This window comes from Streptomyces sp. NRRL S-340, assembly GCF_000720185.1.
GTDB lineage: Bacteria > Actinomycetota > Actinomycetes > Streptomycetales > Streptomycetaceae > Streptomyces.
On record NZ_JOIY01000008.1, the window covers coordinates 177705 to 190883 of the forward strand.

The window sequence follows — 13179 nt, forward strand, 5'->3', positions numbered from 1 at the left end:
CGAGACGAGGGGAGGTGAGCGGGGAACATGGCGCAGGACCCGAGGGGGTACGAACCGAACCCGCTGATCGGCGAGTTCGCTGACGCCGGGCCGATCGTGGTCAAGATCGGCGGCGGGAGCGACCCGGAGCCCGTACTGGACGAGGTGGCCGAGTTGGCGCTCGCCGGCCGGCCGACGGTACTCGTTCACGGTGGTGGAGCGGTCGCCGACGGTCTGTCGGAACAACTCGGCGTGGAGCGCCGGATGATCAGGTCCCCGGACGGCACGCACAGCCGCCGCACGGACGCGGCCATGCTCGACGTCATCACCCTTGCCCTGCTCGGCCGGGTGAAACCGCGTCTGATCAGCGGACTACGGGCACGCGGCGCACGGTCAGTGGGCCTGAGCGGCGCGGACGGCGCCCTGCTGACCGCCACCCGCAAACCGGCCCTGCGCTCCGTGCAGGACGGCCGGACCGTACTGATCCGGGACGACCGGTCCGGCCGCATCGAGCACGTCGACCCCGCCCCGGTCCGCGCGGTGCTGGACCGGGGGCACGTCCCCGTGGTCTCCCCGCCGGCCAGCGACGCCGCGGGCAACCTGCTCAACGTGGACGCCGACGAGGCGGCGGCCCGGCTGGCGACCGCCCTGGACGCGTCGGCCCTGGTCCTGCTCACCGATGTGGGCGGCGTCCTGGCCGACCTCGGCGACCCCGCCACCCGGATCGCGCGGGTGGGCCCGCGCCTCCTGGAAGGTGACGTCGTCCGTGGACGGATGCGGCACAAGGTGCGCGCCGGACTCCGGGCCAGCAGGACCGTGGGTCAGGTGGCCATCGGGGCCGCCCATCTGCACCGGCCGATCCACCAGGCCCTGTCCGGTACCGGCAGCCGGCTGTGCGACGAAGGGGAGGGACACGGAGTTGGCTGACCATCAGCGCACCGCCGACCGTACCCGCCCCGCGGCGGGCGACGAGGACTACCCGGCCTGGCTCCTGCGGGCCGCGCTCGGCATCCCCTCGGTCTCCGGCCGGGAACTGCCCGTCGCCCGCTTCCTCGCCGACCGGATGGCCGAGCTGGGCCTCGACTCCTACGTCGACGAGGTCGGCAACGTGCACGGCCTGATCGGCCCGCGCACGGGCCCCACCGTCATGCTGCTCGGACACATCGACACCGTCCCCGGACAGGTACCGGTGGTCCAGGTCGGCGACCTGCTGTACGGCCGCGGCGCGGTGGACGCGAAGGGCTCCATCGTCACCATGATCTGTGCCGCTGCCCGCACCGAGGGAGTACGCGTGCACGTGATCGGCGCGGTCGGCGAGGAGGTCGCCGGCTCCCGCGGCGCCCACCACGTGCTGGCCACGGTGCCGCCCCCGGCGGCGCTGGTGATCGGTGAACCGAGCGGCTGGGACGGCGTCTGCCTGGGCTACAAGGGACGTATCGGCATCGGCTACGAGATCAGCCGGCCGCCCCTGCACACCAGCAGCCCGGAGCCGACCGCCGTGGAGCGCGCCGCCCGCTTCGCCCACGACATACAGGAGTACCTGCGGGGCCTCACGCCCGAACAGGACGACCCGGTCGCCTTCGGTGTCGCCGCGGCGACGCTCACCCGGCTGCACGGCGATCTGGCCGAGGCCGAGGCCTTCCTGAGCTGCCGGGTGCCGCCGGGGTTCGACTTCGCCGCGCTGGAACGCTTCGCCCGCAGCAGACCGCACAGCCGGATACGGGTGGACGAACGGGTCCCCGGAGTGACCCGGCCGCGCACCGACCCCGTCGTGAGCCAGCTCCGCGCCGCGATAGCCGCCCAGGGAGTCCGCCCGACGCTCAAACGCAAGGCCGGCACCTCGGACATGAACACCCTCGCCCCCTGGGGCATCCCCATGGCCGCCTACGGACCGGGCGACGCCCACCTGGACCACACCACCGACGAACACATCCCGCTCGGTGACCTGTACCGCGCGATCGACGTCCTGGCCCTCGCGCTGCCCCGGCTCGCGAGCCGCCTCGCGGCGCCGCCGCGGACGACCGGCGCGCCCGAGCTGCTGGAGGCATGATGATGCTCGACGGCGATGTCGCCCTGATCACCGGTGCCGCTCGCGCGCTGGGCCGCTCGCACGCGCTGGCCTTCGCCCGCGAAGGCGCGGACCTGATCCTCCTCGACCGCTGCGCCCCCGACGACGGCCCCTACCCGATGGCCGGCCGGCGCGACCTGGAGGAGACCGCGGAAGCCTGCCGAAGACTCGGCAGCCGCGTCCTGACAGGAGTCGCCGACGTACGCCACCAGGCGGACGTGGACAAGGTGGTGGACGCCGGGCTCGACGCGTTCGGGCGGATCGACGTCCTCCTCAACAACGCGGGCGTCCTCGGCCCCGGAGGCGTCCTGGTACACGAACTCACCGAGGAACAGTGGCAGTTGGCACTGGACGTCAACCTGAGCGGCACCTGGCGCACCTGCCGCGCGGTGCTGCCGCACATGGTCGAGCGGGGCGGCGGACGGATCGTCAACACCGCCTCCACCGGCGGGCGCGTCGCCTTCGAGCGGTACGCCAACTACGTCGCCTCAAAGCACGGCGTGATCGGACTGACCAAGTCCATCGCGCTGGAGTACGGACGCCACGGCATCCGTGCCAACGCGGTCTGTCCCACCACCGTGGCCGACGACGCCGCACTGGGCACCCGCAGCACCCGCGCGGTGGCCGCGTCGATGGGCGCCGAACTGCCCGACTACGAGCGCACGTCCGCGGCGCTGCACCCGATCGGCCGGCTGGTCACCGCCGCGGAGGTGTCGGCCGCCTGCCTCTGGCTGGCCGGTGACCGGTCCGGCGGTGTCACCGGCACCGAACTCCTGGTGGACGGCGGCTTCACCGCCCACTGAGCCGCCCGCCCGCACCACGTCCACGCGAACGACCTCCCGTACCGCGGACCGCCGACCCGACAAGGAGTCCTCTGCCATGGACCTGCCCACCGAGCAGCCACGGTCCCTGCCGGACACGCCGGTGGCCGCCGCGGTGCCGCCCGACATCGCCGCACTGCGCTCGCGGCTGGCCGGACTGAGTCCGGACAAGCGCCGGCTGGTGGAGCGACTGCTGGCCCGTCAGGGCGCCGGTCTCGGCATCACGCGCCGCGCCGGCGGTGCGCCGGAGGCCCCCTGCTCCTTCGAGCAGGAGCGGCTGTGGTTCATGTACGAGCTGCTGACCCGGCGCGAGATCTTCCACGTCCCGGTCGCCCTGCGCCTCGAAGGCGAACTGGACCCCGACGCGCTGGAGCGGGCACTGCAGCAGCTCGGCCGGCGGCACGAGGCACTGCGCACCGTGTTCCGGCAGCGCGACGGCCGCCCCTACCAGGTCGTACGGGAACAGCTCGGACTCCCGCTGGAGCGGGTCGACTGCCGCACCGCCGCCGATCCCGCCCGCACCGCCCGGCAGCAGGCCTCCGCACTGGTCGCCGAGGACTTCGACCTCGAAGAAGGACCCCTGGTGCGCTGCACGCTGTACCGCACGGGGGAACACGAACACCTGCTGGCCGTGGTGCAGCACCACATCGTCTCCGACAACTGGTCGCTGGGCATCCTGCTCGACGACCTCGGCAAGCTGTACGCCCGCGAGCTGGGGACACCGGGGGAGCTGCCCCCGCTCGACCTGCACTACCCCGACTTCGCCGCATGGCAGCGGGCCACGGTCGACGGCACGACGATGCGGCGCACCCTCGACCACTGGCGCGACCGCCTGGACGGTGCCCCGGACAGTCTCGACCTGCCCACCGACCGTCCCCGGCCCGCGGTCCGCGGCAGCCAGGGGCACTTCCACCACGTACGCTTCGACGCCGAACTGGTCGCCGGGCTGCGCGAAGCGGCCCGGCAGCACGACACCACCCTCCTGGGCGCGTTCCTCGCCGGGTACATCGCCCTGCTCTCCCGCCTGGTGCGGTCGGACTCGCTGGTGGTCGGTGTACCGGTGGCCGGGCGGCCGCGCGCGGAGATGCAGCAGATGATCGGGTACTTCCTGAACTGGCTGCCGATCCACGTCCAGGTCGGTGACCGGCCGGACCTGCACACCCTGATACGCCGCACCGGTACCGCCCTGAGCGAGGCGATGACCCATCAGGAGGTGCCGTTCGACATGCTGGTGCGCGAGCTCCAGCCCTCGCGGCGCCCCGGTGAGACACCGATCTTCCAGACCTCCTTCTCGCTGCGTGACGGCGCCCCCACCCCGCCGGCCATGCCGGGCATCGACGTCACCTTCGCCGAACTCGACGGCGGGGCCACCCATTACGACCTGATGGCCGAACTGTGGTGCGAGGGCGACGAGGTCGTGGGTTACATGCCCTACGACGACGAACTGCTGGACGCGGAGACGGTGGCCCGCTGGGCCGGCTGGTTCCAGACGCTGCTGCGCGCCGGGCTGGCCGCACCGCACACCCCGGTGGCGGACCTGGAGATGCTCGCTCCCGGCGAGCCCGTGGTGATCCCGGCCCGCGCGCCGGTCACGGCCGAGGGCGACGCCGCCCGGCCCGCGCGGACCCTGCACGGCGCGTTCGCCGCGCAGGCGGCCCGGCGGCCCGGCGCCCCCGCCGTCTGCGACGAACGCGACCGGCTCACCTACGCGGAACTGTCCGCGCGAGCCGACCGGATCGCCGCCGCACTGCAAGAGCGGGGCGAGGGACCCGGCAGCATCGTCGGCCTCGTCCTCGACCGCACCGTGGACCTGCCCGCCGCCGTTCTCGGCGTGCTTCGCGCAGGCGCCGCCTACCTGCCCGTCGACCCGGAGAACCCCGCGGGACGCACCGCCGACCAGTTCGCCGAGTGCCGGGTCCGGACCGTGCTGACCACCCCGGCCACCGCGTCGGCTCCCGCGTTGGAGGCCCTGGACGACGGGCCGCACACCGTCGTGGTCGACTGGCAGGACCCCGCATGGCGGGAAGAGACCCCGGGCCCGGCCGCCGTGGACGTCCCCGCGGACGCACCCGCCTACGTCATCTACACCTCGGGATCCACCGGCCGCCCCAAGGGCGTGCTCGTCACGCACCGCAACGTGCTCCGGCTGTTCGCCGCCTGCGGCGAGCACCTGAGTACGGGGCCGGACGACGTGTGGACCCTGTTCCACTCCTACGCCTTCGACTTCTCCGTCTGGGAGATCTGGGGTGCGCTGCTGCACGGGGGCAGGCTGGTGATCGTCCCGCAGTGGGCGACCCGCGCCCCCGACGTCTTCGCCGAGCTCGTACGGGACGAGCGGGTCACCGTGCTGAGCCAGACCCCGTCCGCGTTCGGCCAGGTGAGCGAGACCCTGCTGAAGCACCCCGACCCGGCGGCGCTGCGGTACGTGGTGTTCGGCGGCGAGGCACTCGACCCCGCCGCGCTGCGCCCCTGGACACGCGCGTACGGCGACCGGCGGCCGGAACTGATCAACATGTACGGGATCACCGAGACCACCGTGCACGTCACCGCGCGACCGGTGCGCGAGGAGGACCTCGCCGGGACGGCGTCCCCGATCGGGCCTCCGCTCGCCGACCTGTCCCTGTACCTGCTGGACGGTTCACTGCGTCCGGTCGGCACCGGCGTACCCGGAGAGATCTTCGTCGGAGGGGACGGGGTCAGCCTGGGCTACGTCGCCAACCCGGGGCTGACCGCGGAGCGCATGCTCCCCGACCCGTTCGCCGGACGACCCGGAGCCCGCATGTACCGCAGCGGCGACCTGGCGGTCCGCCGCGGCGACGGCGAGCTGGTATGTCTGGGCCGGGCCGACGACCAGGTGAAGATCCGCGGGCACCGGATCGAACCGGGCGAGGTCCGGGCGGCGCTGGACGCCCTGGACGTCGTCGCCCGTGCCGCCGTGGTGGTGGAACGCGACCGGGTGGGCGCCGCCGCCCTGGCGGCCTACGTCGTACCGGCCGACGGGAACGCCGGCGTCAGCGGCACCGCGATCCGCCGGACCCTGCTGCGCTCCCTGCCGGAATGGATGGTGCCCGCCTCGGTCACCGTCCTCGACGAGCTGCCCCTGACCCGGAACGGCAAGCTGGACCGCCGTGCCCTGGCCGACCGCAAGGAGCACGCGGGGCCGGCCGGACCGCGCGGCGAGGCGCCGCACAGCGACACCGCGCGGCAACTGGCGGTCATCTGGCAGGAGTTGCTCGGTGCCCACGCGGTGGGCGGCGAGGACAGCTTCTTCGAACTCGGCGGACACTCCCTGATGGTGATGCACCTCGTCGCCCGGATACGCACGGCCTTCGGCGTCGAGATGCCGGTGGAGACTCTCTTCCGTTGCCCTCAACTGCAGCCGCTGGCCGACGAGGTGGACGCGGTACGTGCCGCAGCGGGGAGCGCCGCGGCGCCGGAGCCGGGACAGGACACGGCGGCCGAACTCGCCGACGTGCGCGCCGACCTGGCCGCCCGCGCCGCCCGGATCCCCCGCCCGGGGACCCGGGCGGACGCGGACCGCGACACCGTCCTGCTCACCGGGGCCACCGGCTTCGTCGGCCGGTTCGTGCTCGCCGAACTCCTCGCCGCGGGGGCCCGGGTGATCTGCCTGCTGCGCGGGGGGACCGGCCGCCGGGAGCAGTTGGCGGCGGGGATGGCGGACCTCGGGCTGTGGCACGAGGAGCACGCCGCACGGCTGGAACTGGTCGACGGCGACATCGCCGCGCCCGGACTCGGGCTCGCCGGACTCGACCGCGACCGCCTGGCCGAGCAGGCGGGCCGCATCATCCACACGGCGGCCTGGGTGAACCACGTCTACCCCTACGAGCGGCTGGCCGCGGCGAACACGCACTGCATGGCGGGTCTGCTGGAACTCGCGGCCCGCGGCCGCCGCTCCGCTCTCACTCTGGTGTCCACCAGCTCGGTGGCCGACTCCGCCGCCTACCCGCCCGGTTCGACCGTGCCGCCGGGACCGCTGAAGGCACTGCCGTCCGCCGCGAACGGATACGTGCGTTCCAAGGCGATGGCCGAGCAGTACCTCCACCTGGCAGCCGAACTGGACGTACCCGCCGCGGTGATCAGGATTCCCAGCGTCTTCGGCGATCAGCGGCGGTACCAGATCAACCCCGCCGACGCCGTGTGGAGTTGGTGCCGGGCGATGATCGAGACCAGCAGCTTCCCCGAGAGCTTCGCGCAGCCGGGCAACGAACTGTTCCAGGCGTTGCCCGCCGACGCCGTGGCCCGGGCGGTGCTGCTGGCCGACCGCGGTCACACCGAACCGGGCACCCGTTACCTGGACGCCGTCCCGGCGGCCGTCGGCACGACGGAGGACCTGCTGGCCGCTCTGCGCGCCGCCGGTCATGCACTGAGCCCCTGCCCGGACCACGCGTGGTACACCGCCGTGGGCGACCTGGACCCCGGCCGGGTCTGGGTGGCGGGCATCGCAGGGCAGGCCGCCGCCCGGCTGGCCGCGGATCCCTCCGCCACGGCCCCCCGCGCCCTGCGCCGCTTCACCGCCCCCGCGGAACCCGGTGAGCTGGACGAGCTGCTGCGCACCCGGGCCCTGAACTCCTCGGCCCAGCTGGCCGGGTACATCCGGACGCTCGACGCGACCGCCCCGGCCGCCGGAAGCGACCGGGAGAAAGTCCAGCCCCCGCGCGGCTGACCCGCAGGACCGTACATCACCGCATGACCGATGGGAGTGGGAGTGAGTTCGGACGAGCGCACATACCTCGTGGTGCGCAACCACGAGGAGCAGTACTCGATCTGGCCCGCCGGGCAGGACGTCCCGGCCGGCTGGGCCGCGGAGGGCTTCGAGGGCCCCAAGAGCGACTGCCTGGCACACATAGCCGAGGTATGGACTGATCTGCGGCCGCTGAGCCTGCGCCGCGCCGGTGACGACAAGGGAGCAGAGCGCGTTGGCTGAGAATGTGCAGAACCCGTCCCTGGAGCCCCTCGCGGTGATCGGCATGAGCTGCCGGTTCGCCCCCGACCTCGACACCCCCGGCCGGCTCTGGGAGTTCCTGCGCGCCGGGGGCAGCGCGGTGGGCGAGATGCCCGACCGGCGCTGGGACCCGTACGTGAGGGACAGCCGCACCCGCGACATCCTGCGCACGACCACCCGCAAGGGCTCGTTCATGCGGGACATCGAGGGCTTCGACGCCGAGTTCTTCCAGATCACGCCCCGCGAGGCCGAGTACATCGACCCGCAGCAGCGGATCATGCTCGAACTCGCCTGGGAAGCCCTGTGCGACGCCGGACTGCCGCCGACCTCGCTGGCCGGCACCGACGCCGGCGTCTACGTGGCGGCGAACTCCAACGACTACGGCCGCCGCCTGCTCGAAGACCTGGACCGCACGGGCGCCTGGGCCGTGAACGGCACCACCTTCTACGGCATCGCCAACCGCATCTCGTACTTCCTGGACGCGCGCGGCCCCAGCATGGCCGTGGACACCGCCTGCGCCGGATCCCTGACCGCCCTGCACGTCGCCGGCCAGGCCCTGCACAGGGGCGAGACGAGCGTGGCCATCGTCGGCGGCATCAACATCATGGCCTCGCCGGCGCTGGTCGTGGCCCTGGACGCGGCCTCCGCGACCTCCCCGGACGGCCGCAGCAAGTCGTTCGACAAGGCGGCCGACGGCTACGGGCGCGGTGAGGGCGGCGGGGTCGTCGTGCTCAAGCGGCTGTCCGACGCGGTGCGCGACGGTGATCCGGTGCACGGACTCGTCCTGGCCAGCGGTGTCTTCCAGGACGGCCGCTCCGACGGCATGATGGCGCCGAACGGCAGTGCCCAGCAGCGCATGCTGGAAGAGATCTACCGGCGGTCCGGCATCGACCCCGGCACGGTGCAGTACGTCGAGGCGCACGGCACCGGCACCCAGCTCGGCGACGCCGCGGAGGCCCAGGCCATCGGCAGCGTCTTCGGCCCCGGCAGGGACGGCGACAACCCCCTGCTGATCGGGACGCTGAAGCCGAACGTGGGCCACGTCGAGGCAGCCTCCGGCATCGCGGGCGTGATCAAGGTCCTGCTGGGCATGCGCCACGGCGAACTGCCGCCCAGCCCGCACGAGGAACCCGATCCCGGGCTCGGGCTGGAGGCCCGGGGACTGCGCCTGGTCGCCGAGCCGACGCCGTGGCCGCGGGGCGAACACGGCATGCGCGCCGGAGTCTCCAGCTACGGCGTGGGCGGCTCGATCGCGCACGCCGTACTGCAGCAGGCCCCGCCGCGCCCGGACAGGAGCGAGCGTCCGGCTGCCGCCGCCACGGCCCGCCCCCGGGTCTTCCCGCTGTCCGCCGCCTCCGAGCAGGGTGTACGAGGACTGGCCGGCTCGGTCGCCGCGTGGCTGCGGGCACACCCCGAGACCGCGCTGGACGATCTCGCCCACACCTTCACCGCCCGCCGCTCCCACCTCTCCCGCCGGGCCGCCGTCGTGGCCGGCACCACGGAGGAACTGCTGGACGGACTCGACGCGCTGGCCGGCGGCGAGAACTCCCCCGCAGTGACCCTGGAGTCGGCGTCCGGGTTCGGTGACGGCGGCGCGGCCGGGCCCGCCTGGGTGTTCTCCGGGCACGGCGCGCAGTGGACCGGCATGGGGCAGGAACTGCTCACCACCGAGCCCGTGTTCGCCGAGGTCATCGACGAACTCGCCCCCGTGTTCTCCGAGGAGCTCGGATGGACCCCGCGCGAGGCGATCGAGGCGGGCGGCCCGTGGACCGTCGTCCGTACCCAGGCGATGACCTTCGCGATGCAGGTCGCCCTCGCCGAGGTGTGGTCGGACCTGGGCCTGCGTCCGGGCGCGATCATCGGGCACTCGGTCGGCGAGATCGCCGCCGCCGCGGTGGCCGGGAGCCTGGACCGCGCGGAGGCGGCACGCTTCGCCTGCCGCCGCGCCCGTGCCCTCGAGAAGGTCGCCGGGCGCGGCGCGATGGCGATGGTGCCCATGGCGTTCGCCGATGTCGTACAGCGGGTCGCCGACCGCGACGCGGTGGTCGCGGCGATCGCCGCCAGCCCGCTGTCGACCGTGGTGTCGGGCGACACCGCCGCGGTCGAGGCCCTGCTCGCGGACCTGGAGACCGACGGCATCCAGGCCCGCCGGGTCAACACCGACGTCGCCTTCCACAGCCCGCACGTGCAGGAGATCCTCGACGAGGTCAGACAGGCCGCCGCCGAACTGCGGGCCGGAACACCCCGGGTGACGCTCTACAGCACCGCCCTCGCGGACCCGCGCTCCGACGCTCCCCGCGAGGGCGAGTACTGGGCGACCAACCTGGCCGAACCGGTCCGCTTCCACCAGGCCGTACGGGCCGCGCTCGACGACGGCACCCGGGTCTTCCTCGAGGTCTCCTCGCACCCGGTGGTGGCCCACTCCATCACCGAGACCGCACTGGACGCCGGAGTCCCCGACGCCCACGTGGCTCTCACCCTGCGCAGGGAACAGCCGGAGCAGCGCACCGTGCTGGCCAACCTGGCCCGGCTCCACAGCCTCGGCAGTCCGGTCACCTGGTCGTACGACGGTGACCTCGTGGACGTCCCCGCGGTGCGCTGGCAGCACAAGCCGTACTGGATCTTCCCGGACACCGCACCGGAACAGGGCGCGGGCATCGGCCACGACCCGCAGACCCACACGCTGATCGGCGCGCGCACCACCGTCGCCAGCGCTCCGGTCCAGCGTGTCTGGCAGACCGAACTGCACATGGACAACCGTCCGTACGCGCAGTCGCACAAGGTCGTCGGCGTGGAGACGGTGCCCGCGTCCGTGGTGCTCAACTCGTTCATCGGCGCCGCCACCAACGAGGGCGAACGGGCCTGCGGACTGCGCGACATCGTCTTCCGCATCCCGCTGGCCGCGCACCCGACACGGGTGGTCCAGGTGGTGCTGGAGCAGGACAAGGTGCGCCTCGCCAGCCGCATCAAGCGCGACCAGGACAGCGGCGACGTCCGCGACGACGAGTGGCTGACCCACACCACCGCGACCGTCGTGCACGAGCCGGAGGTCGCAGCGGGCCCGATGGAGGACCCGGACGTCATCCGGGCCCGCTGCCCGGTGTCCTGGACCTGGGCCAAGGTCGACGGGATCTTCCGGACCATGGGCGTGGACGGGTACACCTTCCCCTGGGTCGTGGAGGAACTCCTGCGCGGCGAGGACGAGCAGTTCTCCACGATCACGGTGGACCACACGCCGAAGCTGCACCCGTCCAGCTGGACCGCGGTCATCGACGCCGCGCTGACCGCCAGCGGGGTGCTGGTGATGGACGAGAACTCCAACGTCCTGCGCACCTGCTCGCACCTGGAGTCCCTGTCCTTCGTCGGCCCCCCGCCGCCCAGGATCCACGTACACACCGTGCGTGACCCGCGCACCCCGGACACCATCAGCATGACGGTGGCCGACGAGAGCGGCGCCGTGGTCTGCGAGGCCCGGGGGCTGCGCTACGTCAAGGTCCAGGACATCGGCTCCGGCGCGGTCGGCCCGCGTGACCTGGTGCACGAACTCGCCTGGGAGCCGGTGGAGATCCCCGCCGACGCGCCGGTCCCGTCCCGGGCTCTGCTGGTGGGCGGCGCCGCCGGTGGCCCCGCCCTGGTCGAGGCGCTCACCGCACGCGGAGTGCGGGCACGGGCGGCAGCGGACCCGGCCGCGATCGGCGACGCCTCGCTCACCTGCGGCGACGTGGTCGTCGTGGCGCCCGAGGCGCTGCTGCCCGGGGAGGCACCCGAGCAGGCGGCGCGCCGGTGCACGCAGCTGCTCGTCGACGCCGTGCAGCAGGTGGCGGCCATCCCGGACGAGCAGCGGCGGCCCAAGGTGTGGGCGCTCACCCGCGAGGTGCGGGCGGCCACGACGGAAGCCGCGCTCGCGCACGCCCCGCTGTGGGGCGCCGGTCGCATCGTCGCCGGCGAGCGCCCCGACCTGTGGGGCGGCGTGATCGACGTCGCGGAGAGCGCCGAGCCCCAGCAGGTGGCCTCGCTGATCGGCGCTCTGCCGCCCACCGAGGACGTCCTGTCGCTCGACTCCGAAGGCGTCACCGCCGCCCGGCTGCGCCAGGTCGCGCGGCCCGCGGAGCGCGAGCCGGTGGACTGCCGCCCCGACGGCACGTACCTGGTCACCGGCGGGCTCGGCGCGCTCGGTCTGGAGGCCGCGCGCCATCTGGTCGAGCAGGGCGCCAGGCGTCTGGTGCTCATCGGCCGGCGGGGTCTTCCCTCCCGGGCGCGGTGGGACCAGGTGGACGATCCCGCCGTGGCCGCGCAGATCGCCGAGGTCGTCGCCCTGGAGGCGGCGGGTGCCACGGTGCGCGTCCTCAGCCTGGACATCTCCGACGCCGAGGCGACGGCTCGCGCCCTGGACCCGGGGGTTCTGGACATGCCGCCGGTCCGGGGCATCGTGCACTGCGCCGGTGTGGTCTCCGACGCACTGGTGGAGAAGACCGGTGCGGCGAACCTGGACACCACCATGGGCCCGAAGGCCGACGGCGCGATGGTCCTGCACCGGCTCTTCCCGGCCGGCACGCTGGACTTCTTCACGATGTTCTCCTCGTGCGGCCAGCTGGCACGGCTCACCGGCCAGGTCAGCTACGCCTCCGCGAACTCCTTCCTGGACGCGCTCGCCGCCTTGCGGCGTTCGCGGGGGGAGACGGGCACGACGAGCTTCGCGTGGGCGCAGTGGATCGGACGCGGCATGGGCGAGACCACCGGCAGGGCGACGATCCTGGAGGCGGAGTCCCGCGGACTCGGTGGCATCACCGTCTCCGAGGCGCTGCGCAGCTGGGCCTACGCGGACCGGTTCGCGCTGCCCTACGCGGCGGTGATGCGGGTCATGCCGGATCACACGCTGCCGGTGTTCTCCCACCTGTCCGTCACCGACGCGGGGGCGCAGAGCGCCGATGCCGGGGGCGTGGACTGGGCCACCGTGCCGGCCGGGGAACTGCCGGAGCTGGTGCTGAAGGCGACCCACGAGCAGGTGGCCGCCGAGCTCAACCTCGCGGTGGACGACATCGCGATCGACCAGCCCCTGCTGGAGCTCGGTGTCGACTCGGTGCTCACCGTGGCGCTCCGGGTACGGCTGCACCGGTGTTTCGCGGTGGACCTGCCGCCGACGATCCTGTGGAGCAACCCGACGGTCCGCGCCCTCGCGGAGTTCCTCGCCGCCGAGGTCGGCGGTGCCGCCGCGGACGCCGGTGAAACCGCCCCGGTCGACGAACGCCCGGTGCCTCGACGAGATGCGGGAACCCCCGAGCAGCTCGACGCCGTCGCGGCCGCGGCTGGGTGACCGGCCGACCGGCCCGGGGTGATGACGATCTCGC

General features: G+C 73.6%; 6 protein-coding genes. All 6 read left to right on the plus strand.

The window, feature by feature from the left end:
- Nucleotides 1-27: 27 nt before the first annotated feature.
- The 6 genes from argB to IG64_RS08195 all read left to right on the plus strand — a co-directional run bounded on the left by argB (nucleotide 28) and on the right by IG64_RS08195 (nucleotide 13145).
- Entirely contained in the window at nucleotides 28-906 is an 879-nt protein-coding gene (gene argB, locus IG64_RS08170) for an acetylglutamate kinase (protein ID WP_078883865.1), read from the plus strand.
- The gene (locus IG64_RS08175; RefSeq protein WP_051812499.1) at nucleotides 899-2029 is read left to right on the plus strand and encodes a M20/M25/M40 family metallo-hydrolase; all 1131 of its coding nucleotides are present in this window, start codon (nucleotides 899-901) and stop codon (nucleotides 2027-2029) included. Before argB ends, IG64_RS08175 begins: the two co-directional genes overlap by 8 nt.
- The gene (locus IG64_RS08180) at nucleotides 2026-2850 is read left to right on the plus strand and encodes a mycofactocin-coupled SDR family oxidoreductase (protein ID WP_063758764.1); all 825 of its coding nucleotides are present in this window, start codon (nucleotides 2026-2028) and stop codon (nucleotides 2848-2850) included. Before IG64_RS08175 ends, IG64_RS08180 begins: the two co-directional genes overlap by 4 nt.
- A gap of 76 nt (nucleotides 2851-2926) precedes the next feature.
- On the plus strand, nucleotides 2927-7552 hold the full coding sequence (locus tag IG64_RS08185; RefSeq protein ID WP_107474194.1) for a non-ribosomal peptide synthetase: 4626 nt from the start codon (nucleotides 2927-2929) through the stop codon (nucleotides 7550-7552).
- A 30-nt stretch (nucleotides 7553-7582) separates the two neighbouring features.
- Complete coding sequence (locus tag IG64_RS08190; RefSeq protein WP_037853609.1) at nucleotides 7583-7813, plus strand: MbtH family protein; 231 nt, start codon at nucleotides 7583-7585, stop codon at nucleotides 7811-7813.
- Nucleotides 7806-13145 carry a type I polyketide synthase gene (locus tag IG64_RS08195; RefSeq protein ID WP_107474195.1) on the plus strand — a complete coding sequence of 1780 codons (5340 nt, stop codon included), beginning with the start codon at nucleotides 7806-7808 and terminating at the stop codon, nucleotides 13143-13145. Before IG64_RS08190 ends, IG64_RS08195 begins: the two co-directional genes overlap by 8 nt.
- The last annotated feature ends 34 nt before the right edge of the window (nucleotides 13146-13179 follow it).

Coding starts and splice junctions, on each gene's coding strand:
- IG64_RS08185 (WP_107474194.1), top strand. CDS start 2,927: ATGGACCTGCCCACCGAGCAGCCACGGTCCCTGCCGGACACGCCGGTG.
- IG64_RS08190 (WP_037853609.1), top strand. CDS start 7,583: ATGGGAGTGGGAGTGAGTTCGGACGAGCGCACATACCTCGTGGTGCGC.
- IG64_RS08180 (WP_063758764.1), top strand. CDS start 2,026: ATGATGATGCTCGACGGCGATGTCGCCCTGATCACCGGTGCCGCTCGC.
- argB (WP_078883865.1), top strand. CDS start 28: ATGGCGCAGGACCCGAGGGGGTACGAACCGAACCCGCTGATCGGCGAG.